This window comes from Staphylococcus equorum (genome assembly GCF_001747895.1).
Lineage (GTDB): Bacteria > Bacillota > Bacilli > Staphylococcales > Staphylococcaceae > Staphylococcus > Staphylococcus equorum_A.
Genome location: NZ_LNNB01000028.1, coordinates 63920 through 82612 on the forward strand (window position 1 = coordinate 63920; position 18693 = coordinate 82612).

18 protein-coding genes and 1 riboswitch are annotated in these 18693 nt (G+C 33.6%); of the genes, 10 read left to right on the top strand and 8 right to left on the bottom strand.

All coding sequences use genetic code 11. From position 1 onward, the window contains the following. Window positions 1-240 precede the first annotated feature (240 nt). A riboswitch (SAM riboswitch) is annotated at window positions 241-345 on the top strand. A 92-nt stretch (window positions 346-437) separates the two neighbouring features. The 6 genes from AST02_RS11185 (at window position 438) to AST02_RS11210 (ending at window position 8343) form a co-directional block, all read left to right on the top strand. Next, a complete protein-coding gene (locus tag AST02_RS11185) occupies window positions 438-1256 on the top strand; it encodes a MetQ/NlpA family ABC transporter substrate-binding protein (RefSeq protein WP_069817840.1) in 819 nt (272 codons plus the stop codon). An 84-nt stretch (window positions 1257-1340) separates the two neighbouring features. Then, complete coding sequence (locus AST02_RS11190) at window positions 1341-2273, top strand: lactate/malate family dehydrogenase (RefSeq protein WP_069817841.1); 933 nt, start codon at window positions 1341-1343, stop codon at window positions 2271-2273. A 202-nt stretch (window positions 2274-2475) separates the two neighbouring features. Further along, window positions 2476-4341, top strand: a complete 1866-nt coding sequence (locus AST02_RS11195; RefSeq protein WP_069817842.1) for a BglG family transcription antiterminator — start codon at window positions 2476-2478, stop codon at window positions 4339-4341. 79 nt (window positions 4342-4420) lie between these two features. Then, window positions 4421-6385, top strand: coding sequence for a fructose-specific PTS transporter subunit EIIC (locus AST02_RS11200; protein ID WP_069817843.1), 1965 nt, complete (start codon window positions 4421-4423; stop codon window positions 6383-6385). Between the two features lie 16 nt (window positions 6386-6401). Continuing rightward, the gene (gene manA / locus AST02_RS11205; RefSeq protein WP_069817844.1) at window positions 6402-7337 is read left to right on the top strand and encodes a mannose-6-phosphate isomerase, class I; all 936 of its coding nucleotides are present in this window, start codon (window positions 6402-6404) and stop codon (window positions 7335-7337) included. A gap of 109 nt (window positions 7338-7446) precedes the next feature. Further along, window positions 7447-8343, top strand: coding sequence for an ROK family protein (locus AST02_RS11210; RefSeq protein ID WP_069817845.1), 897 nt, complete (start codon window positions 7447-7449; stop codon window positions 8341-8343). 85 nt (window positions 8344-8428) lie between these two features. Here the strand turns inward: AST02_RS11210 and AST02_RS11215 are convergent, their stop codons facing one another. The 3 genes from AST02_RS11215 to AST02_RS11225 all read right to left on the bottom strand — a co-directional run bounded on the left by AST02_RS11215 (window position 8429) and on the right by AST02_RS11225 (window position 11196). Next, window positions 8429-8887 (bottom strand): threonine/serine exporter family protein, encoded by a 459-nt coding sequence (locus tag AST02_RS11215; protein WP_002506578.1) that lies wholly within the window; start codon window positions 8885-8887, stop codon window positions 8429-8431. Between the two features lie 12 nt (window positions 8888-8899). Continuing rightward, window positions 8900-9652, bottom strand: a complete 753-nt coding sequence (locus tag AST02_RS11220; RefSeq protein ID WP_069817846.1) for a threonine/serine exporter family protein — start codon at window positions 9650-9652, stop codon at window positions 8900-8902. 257 nt (window positions 9653-9909) lie between these two features. Further along, window positions 9910-11196 carry a homocysteine synthase gene (locus AST02_RS11225; protein WP_069817847.1) on the bottom strand — a complete coding sequence of 429 codons (1287 nt, stop codon included), beginning with the start codon at window positions 11194-11196 and terminating at the stop codon, window positions 9910-9912. Window positions 11197-11419: 223 nt separating this feature from the next. On the opposite strand from AST02_RS11225, the gene AST02_RS11230 reads away from it, so the two are divergent. Then, window positions 11420-12319, top strand: a complete 900-nt coding sequence (locus tag AST02_RS11230; RefSeq protein WP_069817848.1) for a PLP-dependent cysteine synthase family protein — start codon at window positions 11420-11422, stop codon at window positions 12317-12319. Further along, window positions 12319-13464 (top strand): bifunctional cystathionine gamma-lyase/homocysteine desulfhydrase, encoded by a 1146-nt coding sequence (locus AST02_RS11235; RefSeq protein WP_069817849.1) that lies wholly within the window; start codon window positions 12319-12321, stop codon window positions 13462-13464. Before AST02_RS11230 ends, AST02_RS11235 begins: the two co-directional genes overlap by 1 nt. Window positions 13465-13628: 164 nt before the next feature. Here AST02_RS11235 and AST02_RS11240 read toward each other — a convergent pair whose 3' ends face one another. Continuing rightward, window positions 13629-14099, bottom strand: a complete 471-nt coding sequence (locus tag AST02_RS11240) for a thioesterase family protein (RefSeq protein WP_069817850.1) — start codon at window positions 14097-14099, stop codon at window positions 13629-13631. Window positions 14100-14439: 340 nt separating this feature from the next. On the opposite strand from AST02_RS11240, the gene AST02_RS11245 reads away from it, so the two are divergent. Both AST02_RS11245 and AST02_RS11250 read left to right on the top strand, forming a co-directional pair. After that, window positions 14440-15522: a YkvI family membrane protein gene (locus AST02_RS11245; protein WP_069817851.1), complete on the top strand. Its 1083-nt coding sequence runs from the start codon at window positions 14440-14442 to the stop codon at window positions 15520-15522. A gap of 124 nt (window positions 15523-15646) precedes the next feature. After that, the gene (locus tag AST02_RS11250) at window positions 15647-15853 is read left to right on the top strand and encodes a hypothetical protein (protein ID WP_002511563.1); all 207 of its coding nucleotides are present in this window, start codon (window positions 15647-15649) and stop codon (window positions 15851-15853) included. Window positions 15854-16087: 234 nt separating this feature from the next. Here the strand turns inward: AST02_RS11250 and AST02_RS11255 are convergent, their stop codons facing one another. The 4 genes from AST02_RS11255 to ureE are packed head-to-tail and all read right to left on the bottom strand — an operon-like array spanning window position 16088 to window position 18692. After that, window positions 16088-16930, bottom strand: a complete 843-nt coding sequence (locus AST02_RS11255; protein ID WP_069817852.1) for an urease accessory protein UreD — start codon at window positions 16928-16930, stop codon at window positions 16088-16090. Further along, entirely contained in the window at window positions 16930-17544 is a 615-nt protein-coding gene (gene ureG / locus AST02_RS11260; RefSeq protein ID WP_069817853.1) for an urease accessory protein UreG, read from the bottom strand. Before ureG ends, AST02_RS11255 begins: the two co-directional genes overlap by 1 nt. A 13-nt stretch (window positions 17545-17557) precedes the next feature. After that, window positions 17558-18247, bottom strand: a complete 690-nt coding sequence (locus AST02_RS11265) for an urease accessory protein UreF (RefSeq protein ID WP_069817854.1) — start codon at window positions 18245-18247, stop codon at window positions 17558-17560. Next, complete coding sequence (ureE, locus tag AST02_RS11270) at window positions 18240-18692, bottom strand: urease accessory protein UreE (protein ID WP_065338831.1); 453 nt, start codon at window positions 18690-18692, stop codon at window positions 18240-18242. Before ureE ends, AST02_RS11265 begins: the two co-directional genes overlap by 8 nt. Window position 18693: the final 1 nt, after the last annotated feature.

The window sequence follows — 18693 nt, forward strand, 5'->3', positions numbered from 1 at the left end:
TTATTACGCATACTTTTATATATATTTTATATTATTATTGTAGATGTATATATTAAATTAAGGTATTATTCTTTCTTTAAACTCCTCAAATTATAAAGTTATTTATCAGAATGATTGTTGTTTCACATGGAACGAAAGTAAAAATATTTATGAAAACAAATGATTTAGAATTTTCTAAAAACTTATTGACTAATCATGAGCGCGATGCTAGGATTAAAACAATCAATTGCATATGATTTACTCTTATCTAGAGTGGTGGAGGGATGTGCCCTATGAAGCCCAGCAACCGTCGTTTTTGAAATGGTGCTAATTCACAGAAAGTAATTTTACTTTCAAAGATGAGAGAAGGTGGATACTTTCTCTTGAAAATGAAGAGAAAGTATTTTTTTATACATAGCTTTAGTCGTAAAGTAAAACAAATTATAAGGAGAGATTTGATGAAAAGGGTTATAAGTTTAGTTTCATTATTAGTATTAGTAGTTATATTGGCAGCATGCGGAAATTCAAAGGGCGAAGGTGAAGATAAAAAAATCACGATAGCAACATCTCCAGCACCACATGGCGAAGTGCTTAAACATGCTAAAAAAGCAATGAAAGAAGAAGGTTATGATTTAGAAATTAAGACGGTGAATGACTATAAAGTACCTAATAAATTATTGGATAAAGGCGATGTAGATGCAAACTTTTTCCAACATGTACCTTATCTGAAAGCTGAAAAAGAAGATCATAATTATAATATTGAAGAAGTAGGGAAAGTCTTAACTACGCCAATGGGTGTTTACAGTAAAAAATATAAAGATATTAAAGATATCCCTAAAGGATCAACGATTTATGTATCGAACAACCCTGCTGAAGAAGGACGCTTCTTATCATTTTTTGTTGATAAAGGCTTAATTAAAATTAAAAAAGGTGTAAATATTGAAGATGCAAAATTTGAGGATATTGTAGAAAATAAAAAAGATTTAAAATTTAATAACAAACAAGGCGCTGAATTTTTACCTAAAACATATAACAGTAAAGAAGGCGCGGCAGTTATTATGAATTCTAACTATGCTATCGATAACGGTCTAACACCACATAAAGATTCGATTGCAGTTGAGGATAAATCATCACCATTTGCAAATATAGTTGCCGTTCAAAAAGGACATAAAGATGATAAAAAATACCAAACGTTAATTAAAGTACTACAATCAAAAGATACACAAGACTTTATTAAAAAAGAATACGGTCAAGATGTCATTCCATATGAAAAATAAGATGTAACACAATGCGTTTGTTACATTTTATATAGTAGTTAAAAGTATCATATATTAATATTCTATAGATAAGGTAGGGATAAAATGTCCAAAATAGGAATCATTGGACTTGGTAAAGTAGGAAGCCAAGTACTCACAGACGTCCAAAATTTAAATTTATTCTCAGATATTGTATTAATTGATACAGATACAGAAAGAGCAAGTGGTGAAGCACTGGATCATTTGCACACGCAAGGTTTACCGAATTCAACACACATCAATATTCGAGAAAGTAGTTATGAAGATTTAGCTAATGCATCATTCATTGTGATTACAGCGAGTGTGCCAACAGATCCTAATGAGGGCGATCGTGTATTACTAGCGAAAGGTAACAGAATTATGATTGAGGGAGTCATGAAACAAATTAATCAAGTGACACAAGATGCGATTGTTATTGTAGTTTCCAATCCAGTGGATACAATTACTTATATGAGCAATGCATCTCAATATCCTTCTCATAAAATAATGGGTACTGGAACAGCTTTGGAAACATCTCGCTTTAAAACATTGATTGCGAAATATTACCAAGTTGACCCTAAGAATGTTGAAGCATTTGTGATTGGAGAACATGGACAACATGCAGTGCCAGTATGGAGTAAAGTTAGAATTTATGGCATGACATTAGATGAATTTGAACAATTGACGCATACGTTACCAATCGATAAAACACGTATAACTTCAGAAATTGATCAGGTATCTATGGATGTGTTTTATAAAAAAGGATGGACAAATGTAGCGATATCGAAAGTAGTTAATTATTTAATACAAGCAATTGCATTAAACCAACAGACCATCATGCCGTTAACTTCAATAAGTAATGAATATGGTTTGAATGAGAGTGCCTTTAGTCTACCTACATTAGTGGGAAGTGAAGGTATTAAACAGAGGTTTGAAATTCAACTCAGTCAAACAGAAATTGAACAACTCAAAGTGGCACATCAATATATACAACAAACAATTAGTAAAGTAACAAACTAATAATTGAGAGATAGTAACGAATGACAATTTCAGTTGCTATCTCTTTTTTATTTAAAACAATAATTTACAGCAGAAATTAATGTAACGTTATGCAAACAGTGAACTCCTTGCTTATATAATGAGTTATAGCTACAATGTATTTGATATTATAGGAAACGCTTACTAATAAGGCGTGTAATAATGTGGAAAGTGCGGTGCAGCTATGCAAGAAAGACATGCTAAACTTATTCGTTTAATATTAAATAATAACAATGATTATTTAAGTGCAAACGAAATAGCGAACTACTTGAATGTTTCCAACAGAACTGTACGAAGTGATATTAAGTATATTAATAGCGAGTTAGTGGAAGAACTCATTGTTAGTGTAAAAGGTAGAGGATATAAAATGAATCGTACCTTATATAGTGTGGAACAATTGGCAGAAATCGTTACAGCATTTACGAATAAAGAAAGTGAAATACTGTTGAAATTAGGCTATCAGTTGCTAATGCATCAACAACCTATGACCATTGATCAATTGGAAAACGACTTTGATTTAACAAAATCAGAAGTAAATGACTATTTAAATAGAATACAATCCTGGTGTACATCATTTGATATTAGTGTAAACATTACTAAGAAAAAAGGTATCACAGTTAATGGTAACGAAATGAATATAAGAAATGCAATTCTGCATTTAAATCAGCTCTCGACAAAAGACCAGACCGTAGAGCAATTCATTCTAAATGAAATACCGGAAGCACATATTCAAATGATATTTCAAATTATTAAAAGTAACTTAAGTGATTACCAAATACAAACTTCCGATATTCGAATTCGACAATTGCTCATACATCTTATTATTATATTTAAAAGAAACAATGACGATGATGCTTCGTGGGTTATAGATGAAGAATCACAAATTATAGCCCAGCATTGTATAGACGAAATAAATAAAAAATTAGCATATGGGTTAAGTGATGAAACTGCAAAATTGTTTTCATTTTTTATTAGTTACTATTTTAATAAATACGATTTAGGCTTAGAAAAAGTGTTCGTTAAAAGTTACATCGATAGAATGATATATCAAATGGAAAAAAGTGTAGGAGTGAATTTTACCAAAGATAAAGCATTACGAGACAATGTTTATTCACATTTTAGTAGAACCTATTTACGCATTGCTAAAAATGTCTACATTAACAATCCATTAACTGAAGATATTAAAAAACATTATCCTTTTGTTTTTAACACCTTATATGAAACTGTAAATCATCTGTCTAAAGACGCAAAAATAAATCTAGTAGAAGATGAAATTGCATTTTTAGCATTACATTTTCAATCATCCATAGATCGTAACGAGAAAAATCATTTTAATATCGTAATTACTTGCTATTATGGTTTGGGTATTTCAAGTTTATTGGAAGCTAAGATAGCAAATTTAGATGATAGGATACACGTGATAGATACATTAAAGTTAGAAGATGTGTCACAGTATGATTTTTCAGGTGTCGATGCTTTAATTACGACGCACTTTATAGATAAATCTCAGGTGCCAGATACATTGCAAGTAATGGAAGTTTCGCCACTATTTTCCAACGAAGATGCTAATAAAATTCAATCCTTTATACGCCATAAGCAAAATCCTGTGCTAAACCAGGATGAATTAGCAGCCATTCAATTTGATGTACACTCAGACAAACAAGAGTTAACAGAAGCATCCTATGTATTTGAACAGGCGCAAATTATTTTTAGAGACAACCATTCAGTTACCGAAAAATATATTCAAAGTGCTTTAGAAAGAGAAAAATTTTCTTCTACTTTTATAGGAAAGGGTATTAGTATTCCCCATGGCGACCCTGAAAAGGTACTGAAATCACACGTGGTAATTTTTAAAAATATGCAAGGTTTTGGCTGGAAACAAAATAGGGCGAAATTAGTCTTTTTCTTAGCAATAGCAGAACAAGATATTCCAGTTATGAAAAAAATCATTCATACGATAGCCAATTTAACTGAAAATGATGTAGATCAGTTGCTAGTGCTTGAAGATCAAATTTTAAAAGATAAAGTAATTCAGTTAGTGAAAGAATAATTGCCACTACCAACGGCAATTATTCTTTTTTATATGCTTGTGAATGCGTTTACAATTATAAGTAAGGAGGATGAACGTTATGAAAATTTTAGCGATAACATCGTGTCCAAATGGGATAGCACACACGTATATGGCTCAAGAGAAATTAGAGCAAGCAGGTAAAGAAATGGGTGTAGACATTAAAGTAGAGACGCAGGGAGGCGTTGGTGCTGAAAATGTTTTGACAGCGAAAGAAATTAGAGAAGCGGATGGGATTATCATTGCCGCAGACCGCCAAGTAGATTTATCTCGATTTGATGGGAAATTATTAATTAATGAAAGTGTTCGAGAAGGTATTCATAAACCACAAGAACTCATTCAACGTATTATCGATAAAGATGCGCACATACATCATGACGCTAATGCGACAGGCGCTTCTAATCAAGATGATGAAGAGCAAAAAAGCGGCGTGCAAATGATATATCAACATTTGATGAATGGTGTTTCATTTATGGTTCCATTTATCGTTGTTGGTGGACTGTTGATGGCGATTGCATTGACTTTAGGGGGCAAAGCTACACCTGAAGGGTTAGTAATACCAGAAGATTCATTTTGGAAATCAATTGAAAATATTGGGAATTTAGCATTTAGCTTTATGGTTCCTATCTTAGCAGGTTATATTGCGGTAAGTATTGCAGATAAACCGGGACTTGTGCCAGGGATGATTGGTGGTGCGATTGCTGCTGATGGTAGTTTTTATGGTAGTGACGCAGGCGCAGGATTTTTAGGTGGTATCGTAGCAGGTTTCATAGCGGGTTATATTGCAAAATGGATAAAAAATATTAAAATACCAAAAGTAATGGCTCCAATTATGCCGATTATCATTATACCGATAATATCTTCACTTATCGTAGGGCTCATTTTTATTTTCTTAATTGGCGCACCGATTGCTAGTATTTTTGAAGGCTTAACGACATGGCTGAAAGGTATGCAAGGAACAAATATCGTGATTTTAGCGTTGATTATTGGCGCAATGATTGCTTTTGATATGGGTGGACCAGTAAATAAAGTTGCATTTCTATTTGGTTCAGCACTGATTGCTGAAGGAAACTATGCGGTAATGGGTATGGTTGCTGTTGCGGTATGTACACCACCTATTGGTCTAGGACTTGCAACATTTATCAACAAACGCAAGTTTAATAAAGGTGAAGTAGAAATGGGTAAAGCTTCATTTACAATGGGATTATTTGGTATAACGGAAGGTGCGATTCCTTTTGCTGCCCAAGATCCTTTACGTATTATACCTTCTAATATGATAGGAGCCATGATTGCTGCGGCGATTGCAGCAATTGGTGGTGTAGGTGATAGAGTAGCGCATGGTGGACCTATCGTAGCTGTGCTTGGTGGTATTGATCAAGTGCTTTGGTTCTTTATAGCAGTGATTGTAGGTAGTGTTGTGACAATGTTCTCAGTATTGACACTAAGAAGAAAAACACCAGCAATAGCTGGAGATGCAGCGCATACAGACGCAGGAATGGCTGCGCAAACTCAGAATGATACAGAAGTAGCAACGCAAAATAGCGCTGAAATAAGCGAAGATAAACAAGCAACAACAGATGACGAAATTGAAGTATTTCAGCAAGAGGTAATTGAAATATCAGAGAAGAAATTGACAAGAGACGAAGCAATTGAACATCTTGTAGGTCAATTAAATAAATATGATTATATTACAGATACGGAAAGACTGAAAGCAGACGTCTTAAAACGAGAAATGGAGTCGACAACGGCTATAGGCATGAATGTGGCAATTCCTCATGCTAAATCAGATGCAGTGAAAAAACCAATCGTAGCAGTTATGAATAATAAACAAGGCGTGAATTGGGATAGCTTAGATGGCACATTACCAAAAATTGTTTTCTTAATTGCAGTACCAAGTGATAGTAGTGATACGCACTTGAAATTGTTACAGCGTTTATCTAGAGCGCTAATGGATGATGATATCCGTCAAAGTTTAATCGATACAACACATACAGAACAAATATACGATATACTAAAAGAAATATAAGTGGAGGTATGCGCATATGCCATTATTCTTACAACCCGTTTTTCAAGAACGTATATGGGGTGGTACGGCTTTAAAATCATTCAATTATGACATCCCTAATGAATATACAGGTGAATGTTGGGGGATTTCAGCACATCCCAATGGACCGAATATAATTGAGAATGGTAAACATAAAGGTAAAACATTAGAAACAGTATGGAATGAAGATAAAGCATTATTTGGTGAAACTGGAGATGCTAAATTTCCTTTATTAACGAAAATATTAGATGCAAACGATAAATTATCAGTTCAAGTCCATCCAAATGATGAATATGCACAAAAATATGAAGGTGAATATGGCAAAACAGAGTGTTGGTATATTCTAGATGCACAAGAAGATGCAGAGATTATTTATGATGTAAACGCTAAAAATCAGGATGAATTAAATGAAATGATTGATCAACAACAATTTGATACCCTTTTTAAAACAGTAAAAGTACAAGCAGGAGATTTCTTCTATGTACCAGCTGGAACAGTACACGCTATTGGAAAAGGTATTATGATTTTAGAAACACAACAATCTTCGGATACGACATATAGAATATATGATTATGATCGTGTAGATAAAGATGGAAACAAACGTGATTTGCACTTAGAACAGAGTAAAGCAGTAATTCATCTTTCAGAAGACTCACCTAATACAACGCCAATACATGAAAATATCCAAGGACAGCAGTACACACAATTTGTGTCCAATGATTTTTTCACAGTTGAACGTTGGATAATCGATGGTAACTTAAATTATAGAAAACCGCAGGACTACTGTCTTGTTTCAATTGTTGAAGGCAGCGGACAAATCACTGTAGACGGAAGCGACTACAGTTTAAACAAAGGTACGCACTTTATACTGACAACAGAAGACGATGAGATTCAATTTAATGGTGACATGACGATGATTGTCAGCCATGTATAAATAAGGAGAGGCGAGATGAATTTGATTTGTCACAAGGCAAATTGGTTTTGTCTGTGCCTCTTTTTATACATAATTAAGATAAAATAATAAATGATGGAGTTGGTGCTTGATGTTGAAAATTTGTGTTGATATTGGAGGAACTAAAACGATTGTTGGGCTTATCAATGAAGAGTTAGAAATCGTAGCGAGTCAAAAATTTAAAACGAATAAAGATGTGCCAGAAAAGGAATTCAATGAAATTATAAGTCTGGCGAATGACTATATAACAAATTATAAGGACGTCGATAAGACTGTTTTAAATATTGCGATGCCAGGGCCGTGTGATTATACTCAAGGCTTATTTTTAAACCCACCTAATTTGCAAAAATATAATGGATTTAATACGGGTGCTTATATAACGCAGAATAGTGAATTTAAACCACAATTTGTTAATGATACGGATGCTGCAATTTTAGCAGAACATCAGTATATAAAAGCACAAACTGAGGATTTCATTTATTTAACGATTAGTACAGGTGTTGGCATGGCCTATATGAAACAAGGACAATTAGTTTCTGGCGTTGACGGAAACTTTGGTGAGATTGGCCATACAGTAATTAAAAGTGATAGCAGTTACCAATGTCCTGTCTGTAAGCAATATGGCTGTGTTGAAAATGAAATTTCCGGGTTAGCGATTAGCAGAAAAGCGAGTGATATTTTACAAAGAGAAGTGAATACGAAAGAAGCAATTGAAATGTATGTTCAAGGGGAAGATGAAGCAATAATTCAAATGATTGAAGAAGTGTTAAAACTAACTCAACAACTGTGTACAAATTTATTTAGTGTATTTAATATTTATCATATTGTATTAGGTGGTGGCGTGACACAAAGTGCATTGCCTTATAAAGAAAGTATAGAAACATATGTAAAAGCACATCATTTAATACGCAATAGTCCGATTAGTATTAAAATAAGTGACTTAGAAGCTAATGTATTAACGGGTTTATATTTTGTGAATGAATCCTAATAAAAGACTACACATGTATTGTATTACTATCAAATAACGTTTTTATAAACCTATTTGAAGTGTATAGCAATAGTGTGTAGTCTTTTTAAAGTTTATTTCTTTTAATAGCTAAGTATTTTCGTATATTCAATGTTTTAGATAATTGATCTGAAATCAACAAACCTAAAGCAATTGCACCTGCTATCAAAATAGCGCGAATGAATGTGTTAGTCGCGTCAGTAAAATTAAGCGTAACGAGCTGTTGTGTCGCACTGAAAGCAATACTACCTGGAACAAGTGGAATAATGCCAGGGATCATAAATAGCACAACAGGCGCTTTATATATTCGACTCATAGTATGGCTGATTAAACCTAGTGTTAAACTACCTAATAAACTTGTATATATTGTATCCATTTGTCCGTGCTCGCTTAAAATAAAATGGACGATATAACCCATGGCTCCAGCAAATCCAGCAGGAAGAAATACCTTTTTATGCGAATCGTAAATCACGTTGAAGAAATAGGAGGCGCTGAAACTGCATAAGAATGTAATTAAAATAGTCATGAAGAATCCTCCTTAAAATAGTGAATACGCAATTGCTATGCCTGAACCAATCGCAAAAGCAATAACTAATGCTTCTAAAAATTTTGCTGTAAACATAAGCATGTGACGGCCAAATAAATCTTGTATTGCGGTTGTTATTAATACGCCAGGAACGATTGGCATAACTGAAGCAAGCATGGCAGGTCCAAACATATTATCAACATTGAATAATTTAGACCCAAAGATAACGATTGTTCCTATTACAAAAGAGGCTACAAATTCAGGGATAAACATAGTCAGTGACTTGCTATGCATAAATTCTACAATTAAAAATCCTGTAGCACCAGCTATGATTGCGGTAATCGCATCTGGCCATGTACCATTTTGTAAATATAAAAAGCTCAGCGAGATAATGCCAGCTGCTATCCCTTTCTTCCACAGTGGAATTGTTACTGATGTGCGATCTATATTTTTTAAAAGGTCGTAAGCTTCTTCTATAGATAATTGATTACTTGTGAGTTTCCGTGAAATTGCGTTAACTTGAAATATTTTCAATAAGTTGGTGGTATTTTTATTAATACGCAAAATGCGTGTATCGTGTTCTTCACTTAGTGAAAAGTTGATGAACACATTTATGACATATCCTTGGCTATTGTAATAGCCCATACAAATTGCTATACGACGCATAGTATCTTCAACCCGTGATACTTCAGCGCCAGAAGACAAAAGTATTTTACCGGTAAGTAATATGACATTCATGGTTATTTTATCTTTTTGATTATCCAAACATGCACCTCCCACTTATTGAACAATTATTGTTATTATCCCAATATTAATTAACAAACACAAAGGTAAATATCGTTATTAATAGAAAACAGGAGTTTAAATATAAAATTTACACACGCAGGAGTCTTCGGTTTGTGTGACGAAATAATAGCGCGCAGTCTAAAAACGCCCAAACAAATTAAGGTTGGGCGTTTTTGATGTTATATATTTTTAGAGTGTGAACTAGATTCTTAGCATCACTAAGGAAATTTTTTTCATTAATTTCCAAGTGATGCTTTAAAACCTTTATCAAGATCTGAAATGATGTCTTCTACTTTTTCTGTTCCAACTGATAATCTTACAAGTTCTGGAAGTACACCTGAAGCTTTTTGTTCTTCTGGTGACAATTGTAAGTGTGTTGTGCTTGCAGGATGAATAATTAATGATTTAGAATCACCAACGTTTGCAACGTGTGAGAATAAATCTAATCCTTCAACAAAATTAGCAATATCGTCTACTGAACCATCAACTCCAAATGTAAGTATAGCGCCTTGTCCATCTGGTAGATATTTTTGAGCTAATTCATTGTAAGCATTGTTTTCTAAACCTGGATAGTTCACCCATGTTACGTTTGGATGTTTTTCTAAGTATTGTGCGATACGTAAAGCATTTTCTGAATGACGTTCCATACGTAGATGCAATGTTTCTAAACCAATCAAGAATTCATGAACATTGAAAGGTGATACAGATGCACCTAAATCACGTAATAATTGAACACGTGCTTTAGTGATATATGCAGCTTCTCCTACATCTTTCGCATAAGACACGCCATGATAACTAGGGTCTGGTTCAACTAAGCCAGGGAATTTACCGTTATCCCAATTGAATTTACCACTATCAACAATGACACCACCGATTGAAGTACCATGTCCACCAATAAATTTAGTAGCTGAATGAACAATAATGTCAGCACCATACTCAAACGGACGTAATAAATAAGGCGTTGGGAATGTATTGTCAACAATTAATGGAACACCATTATCATGTGCAATATCTGCAACAGCTTCTATATCTAGAACATCAATACGAGGGTTGCCAATTGTTTCTGCATAAACAACTTTCGTTTTATCTGTAATAGCATTTTTAAAGTTTTCAGGATTGCTAGGATCTACAAAATGGACTTTAATGCCTAATTTTTTGAATGTCACTTTTAATAAATTATATGTACCACCGTATAAGTTTGAAGAAGCAACAATTTCGTCACCTGTTTCAACGATGTTTAATAATGCGAGATGTATTGCAGCTTGTCCTGAAGCAGTAGCTAAAGCGCCAACGCCTCCTTCTAGAGCCGTGATGCGTTCTTCAAAGACATTTTGTGTTGGATTCATAATTCTCGTGTAAATATTACCGTCTTCTTGTAGCGAAAATAATTTTTGTGCATGGTCTGTACTATCAAATACATAACTCGTTGTTTGGTGGATAGGTACTGCACGTGATTTTGAATCATCCACTTGTTGACCGCCATGAATTGATAATGTGTCTAAATGCCATGAATTCTGACTCATAATGTAAATCCTCCTATAAATTTGAATTTTCTGATAACTAACACTATACAAGAGCTATATAGTGAATTCAAGTATTCTTATTAAAAAAGTAAGGATTTATTTTAAGTGTTTTGCAATATTTTAATTATAAAATTTGCAAAAAGGGCTGAAACTATTTATAATTCATATCAGTATAGTAGGGAATAAACAAAACATTAAAAACACCTGTGTGTGGAGGACTATAATGATTGCATATGATTTAATCGGCAATACACCTATGGTATTATTAAAATCTTTTAGTAATGAGGATGTTCAAATTTATGCTAAATTAGAACAATTCAATCCTGGCGGCAGTATTAAAGATAGACTTGGAAAGTATTTAATTGAAAAAGCTTTAGAGAACAACTTAATACAAAAAGGTGGAACTGTAGTAGAGGCATCAGCAGGCAATACGGGTATTGGCGTAGCTATTGCAGCTAACCATCATAATATAAATGCAGTGATTTTTGCACCTGAAGGTTTTGCAGAAGAAAAAATATCCATTATTAAAGCTTTAGGTGCTGAGGTTAGAAGAACTGAGAAAGTATTAGGCATGCAAGGTGCTCAAGAAGCAGCAAAGCAATTTGAATTGCAAACGGACGCACTTTATTTAAATCAATTTGAATCTGCTAACAACCCGAAAGCATATTTAGAAACGTTGGGTAAAGAAATTACAGAAAAATTGCCTGAAGTAGATTATTTTGTAGCTGGTATAGGTTCAGGCGGTACATTTACAGGTGTGGCAGAACATTTAACTTCATTTAATGTAGAGAATGTCATTGTTGAGCCAGAAGGTTCTATATTAAGTGGAGGAGCTCAACACGCCCATGATATTGAAGGCATCGGTTCTGAAAAGTGGCCTCAGTTTTTACCTGAATCCTTAGTTTCTGATATTGTGAAAGTGTCTGATAAAGACGCTTTTGAAAATGTAGCATTATTGGCAAAACGAGAAGGCTTACTTGTAGGAAGTTCCTCTGGTGCAGTCTTACAAGGTGCATTAGAAGTAAAAAAACATATCAATAGTGGCATTATAGTAACGATTTTTCCTGATGGTAGTGATCGATACATGTCACAAAAAATCTTTAATTATAAGGAGAATCATTAATGAATAAAAAAACACAATTAATTCACGGCGGATCTACTACTGATCCATATACAGGTGCAGTAACTACACCAATTTATCAAACAAGTACATTTATGCAAGACGACATCGGTGATATGAGACAGGGATATGAATATTCTCGTTCAGCTAATCCAACACGTAGTTCATTAGAAGGCCTTATTGCTGATTTAGAACATGGTCAATATGGTTATGCATTTGGTTCTGGTATGGCAGCCATATCTGCAGTAATCATGTTATTAGACGAAGGTGATCATTTATTAATAAATTCCGACGTTTATGGCGGCACATACAGAGCACTAACAAAAGTATTTTCACGTTTTGGAATAAAAGCAGATTTCATAGATACAACACATATAGATGAAGTGGAACAATATATTAAACCAGAAACAAAAATGTTATATATTGAAACACCATCAAACCCATTGTTACGAGTAACAGATATTAAAAAATCAGCAGAAATTGCACAGAAACATAATTTGATATCAGTTGTTGATAATACATTTATGACACCCTATTTCCAAAACCCATTAACATTGGGTATTGATATCGTATTGCATTCAGCTACAAAATACATTGGTGGTCATAGTGATGTTGTTTCTGGTCTAGTTGCTACAAATGATGAGGACCTAGCTGAGCGTATTGGATTTATTCAAAATTCAACAGGTGGCGTGTTGGGACCACAAGATAGTTATTTATTAATTCGTGGTATTAAAACATTAGGGCTAAGAATGGAGCAAGTACAACGTAACGCACTTTCAATTATTGAAATGTTGCAACAACATCCAAATGTTAAACAAGTATTCCATCCAAGTATCGCTGAACATTTAAACCATGATATCCACGAAGCACAATCAGAAGGACATACTGGTGTTGTTGCTTTTGAAGTTGAGGATATAGAAAGCGCCAAAGCAGTTATTCGTGAATCACAATATTTCACATTAGCTGAAAGTTTAGGCGCAGTAGAAAGTTTAATTTCTGTACCAGCATTAATGACACATGCATCTATTCCTAAAGACATTCGTGCCAAAGAAGGTATTGCAGATGGTCTAATTCGTCTCTCAGTTGGAATTGAAGACACTGAAGATTTAGTAACAGATTTAAAACAAGCTTTAGATCACTTAAACTAATTAATAAGAGAGCCTCTAATCATTTAGAGGCTCTCTTTGTTATATAAGATAATATTTTGTTGTGTTATCAATATGATACTGTTTGGAGTCTTTGCCTGCCATATTGAGAAATGCTTACTGAATCTAAATTTAGATTCAATAAAAGTCTTCTAAGTATCGCATAGTTATTTTCTAGGTATACTAATCACATGACCGAGTTGTTTAGGTACCTCGAAAGATTGTTGACTATCAAAATAAGCTTTGATTTTATCATAAACAGGTTGAGGAAAATTCATGCTGCGGCGTGTTTGATTACTTACACCCATCATAATCACTTCATATGTAGCGTTACGTTCGTCTTGCTGATTATACATTGTTAAGAAGAGGTGAACTCTTTTTGCATCATAATCATAAATGCGCACTTTAATATAAAACGAATCATCTAGTAATAATTCCTTTAAAAATGAAATATGCGCTTCCATACTAAATATCGTTACTTCTTGATTAGGACGATATGAAATTGATAAATCTACAGATTCAAAGAAACCAACAACTGCATCGCTGAAAATTGAATAATATTGTGCGTCGTGCATATGGTTGTTACGGTCAATCCAAGATGGTTGTACAGTATTTCTATATATGTATTCTTCTACCATGAGACCACTCCTATAATTATCTTTTAATATTGGACTACATAATTGTATCAGTTTTATAGTGAAAAGTTTAAAAATTTGTTTTCTCTATAATGATATTATTATTAGTCGTAAAGTGCGTATTATATAATGTAAATACCATCAAGGATAAGTGTTTTTAGCGGTTTGAAAATTAAAGCCAAGTGAGTTACTATGAATATGTAAACGTTTACATTGTTGTGTGAGACAATACGAAGTTACATTGATAGACGTGTACAAAGGGGTTATATAATGTAATGCGATCTATTTCACAATGATGATTTTACGTTTTTAACAAAAATTACTACTAACAAAGGGGATTACTATGAAGAAGGTATTTTTAATAGGTAGTGCCTTAATTGGTATCATTGTAGGCGCTGGATTTGCTTCAGGACAAGAAATTCTACAATATTTTACTAGTTTCGGTATGATGGGCATATTTGCAGCAATTGTTTCAACAATGCTATTTTCATATATTGGTATGGTGCTTGTATGGCTAGGTAGTAAGTTTAAAGCTCAGAGTCATAATGATGTAATACATAAATTAACAGGCGGTACATTGTTTGGTAAAGTGCTTGCATGGGTGATAGATATTGTACTCATCATCGCCTTGTTTGGATTTGGTGTCGTAATGCTCGCTGGTGGTGGCTCGAACTTTGAGCAACAGTTTGGTATACCGGCAGTCATTGGAACGCTATTAATGGTTCTTTTAGTATTTTTATTCGGTATGTTACGTGTAGATAATGTGGTTAAAGTTATCGGTAATATTACACCGTTATTGATTGTAGCTATTCTAGTTGTTGCTGTGTATTGCTTGTTTACAATGTCAGGTACGTTTACTGAACTTACTGACATAGCTAAAGAACATACATCAGCGGTGCCGAATTGGTTTATTTCAGGCGTTAATTACGTTTCGTTAAATATCAGTTTAGGGGCAACTATGGCAATCGTTATGGGTGGTAGTGAGAAAAATCCTAAGATAGCTGCATGGGGCGGTTTCGTCGGAGGATTCGTTTTAGGTGTGATGATCATGATAAGTCATTTTGCGATACTTTCTAAAATTGAAACGGTAGGAGATTTACCAATGCCGATGTTAGGGCTTGTCAACGATATCTCACCAATTTTAGGTGTCCTTATGTCTATCATTATCTATTTAATGATATTTAATACGTGTTTAGGTATGTTCTATTCACTTGCTACACGTTTTACTACTCCTGAAACAATACAGTTTAAAGTATTTTATATCGTATCTATTTTAATTGGCTTTGCAGTAAGCTTTGCAGGCTTTACAGACTTAATGTCATTCTTTTATCCATTTATTGGTTATTTAGGATTAGTATTAATTGTGGTATTAATTTACGCACCATTTAAAGTTAAACGATTAGAGAAAAAAGGACAATTACCATAATATAATAGAAATAAAATCACTATGATCATTTATATAGGCTTTATTTTACAAATTTGAATATTAAGATAGAATGAATAGGCATAGAACTAAGAAAAACAGATTGTATTGTGAGAGGAGTACTATTATGGTATTTGTTGCATTAATATTATTTATTTTATCTTTAGTCTTACTTATTTATTCTATTGCATTATTAATGGGCAAAGATGGTTCGTTATTTAGTTTGTTTACGGACGGTGAAAAAACTTTAACTAAAGGGCAAAAGTTATTGATTTATATCGTTACGATTGTTTTATTAGTGATAAGTTTAGTCTGGTTACTTAATTTAATTTAAAAGTTGTGTCTGTAGTTAAAAATTTATATATATTTAAAAAGTCTTTAAGAATACGTTGAGTTCTTAAAGGCTTTTTTATTATCAATAGAACGTTATGAACTTTGATTTTATGCATACTTCCCTTAGAATTGTGCAAAAGCGTAAAATTTTAAATATAAAAAGGACTAATCCGTTATTAAATGGATTAGTCCTTTTATTTTGAGGCTGGGTATTTATGTCCAGCCTCGAGAACAACTAATATTTTCTTAAAAAGTCAACGTCACGATCGAAGATTTCTTTAACAACGTAAGTTTGTAATGTCGTTAAAATCTTTTCAATTACTTGCGTTTTATTAGATAAAATACGAATGCTAAAACCATGTGTTGGTAAGTGTGTAATACCAAAGCGACAATCATATGCTTGTTGCAAGTGTTTAATTTGATCGAATACGTTATCTATGAATTTTTGGTTAACATCTGGGTGGATAAAATAACAAGAACCCAAGTGACTATAATGCTCCATATAACCAATATCATCAACTTTATTTTTAGTTGGATCAAGTAACATATTATCAAATACAACGAGATCATCATCTACATAAATTTCATTTAATAAATGCATATATGTGTAGCTAAAGGCTTTACCTTCTTTAGAATATCCAGGTGTTAAAATATCTGTATAAAATAAAGCTGCTGTTGAACTCAAGTTAAATGTATTATGTTGGTAGAATTTGGCATTTTCAAAAGCGATAATTGGGTCGCCTACATATTCCGCATAAGCGTTATCTTTAATATTGAAATTTTGATATTGTTCCACATGATCATTCAACGTTTTATAAATCTTTGTTGCACCTTGCGAAGTTAATATGACTTTCGCATTAGTGTCTATATTGAAGTTCATGTTATAGCGATCACCATCTAAATAACCGCCACCTACGTTTACAATATAAAATGTAGGAATATCAGAGCCGTTTAAGTAAACTGGACGCATTACTTTTAATGCTCTTTCAAAAAAGATATCACGCGCAACAGATTTTTTTCCGTTATTAAAAACAGTTAGATCTAATTGGCCGGTCCATTGTGGATTTGATTCAGACATTAAGCTAATCCTTTAAGAAATACATCTTGTTCAATCCACTCAAGTACATTGTCTAAGCCTTCATCGGTTTTAAGGTTTGTAAAAGTGAATGGGCGGTTACCGCGGAATGCTTTTGTATCTTCTGCCATGCGTTCTAATGATGCATCAACATAAGGCGCTAAGTCAGTCTTATTGATTACAAAGTAGTCAGATTTAATCATACCTTGTCCACCTTTGCGTGGAATTTTTTCGCCTTGTGCCACATCAATAATATAAATTGAAAAATCAACGAGTTCCGGACTGAAAGTTGCAGCTAAGTTATCGCCACCAGATTCAATGAAAATAAGTTCTATATCTTCATTGCGTTCTTTTAATTCATCAATTGCTGCAAAGTTCATTGACGCATCTTCACGAATTGCTGTGTGTGGACATCCACCTGTTTCAACACCGATAATTCTATCTTCAGGTAATACACCTGAGTTAACTAATATTTTTTCATCTTCTTTTGTATATATATCATTAGTGATAACACCAATGCTTAAGTCTTTTGCTAAACGTTTAACAATTTTCTCGATAAGTTGGGTTTTACCTGCACCGACAGGGCCCCCGATACCTATTTTAACTGTCTCTGTCATAAAAATTGTCCTCCTAAGATATAAAAATTCTTACATTGACGTTCTCGTGTTCCATCTGGTTGATTTCTAATCCTGGCGCAGTAATGCCTAATTGGGATTCATCCAATGTCATGATATGGTCTCTTGTCTCTTTCATAAGTGGAATCATATGATGGACAATACGTTGACCAGCAGTTTGCCCTAAAGGAATTGCACGTACAGCATTTTGAGTTAAACTAGACACGTTTTGATATAAATAATAATCAATAATTGTTTCGATATCGACTCCTAAATGATGTCCGAGCATCGTAAAACAAATGGCAGGATGCAACTTGGCTTTTTTCTCTTTTAGTTGTGCATTGTACCAGTCAATCCAGTCACTATCATAAAGTTCTGAAGCGAGTTTGACCATGCGGTTACCCATTTGTTTTGAACCTTGTCGTGTTTCTTTTGGTAAGTTTTGCACGAAAAGAATTTTATCTAATCGCAATATAGATTCTGAATCATTTTGGTCGAGCGCATCATAGACAAGGCGCATGGCTAAGCCATCTGCGTATGTCAATTGTTCGTTTAAGAATAGCGTGAGCCATTGTTGGAAGCTTTCTTCGTCATGTACTGTGTCCCGTTGAATATAAGTTTCAAGTCCAAATGAATGACTAAATGCACCTGTCGGAAATTGGGAATCACAAAATTGAAACAGACGTAGGTGTGCATGATCAGTCATGTGAATGACCTATATGTCTAAATGCTTTATTTACTTTACGGTCTTCATGTTCGTATGGAATCCCTAAATCTTTTAATAAAGATTCTACTAAGTAGTCGTATTGTACAAGCATTTCAGTTTCTGTAAATTGTGCTGGCAAATGTCTGTTTCCAAGTTGATGCGCTATATCTCCCATTTCTTGGAGCGTACGTGGTTTAATAACGAGTAAATCTTCAGAATTCACATCTACGATAATCATATTCGTATCGTCTTTATATAAAATATCACCATATTGTAAATCAATAGGTTGTTTTAAACGTATACCAATTTCATTACCATGGTCTGTCGTTACACGTTGAATACGTTTAACTAAATCAGAGTTTTCCAAGTATACTTTTTCTGTATGCTTACCTTTTTCACTATCAGCAATGTTAGCGATATTTCCTACAATTTCTTCGATGATCATT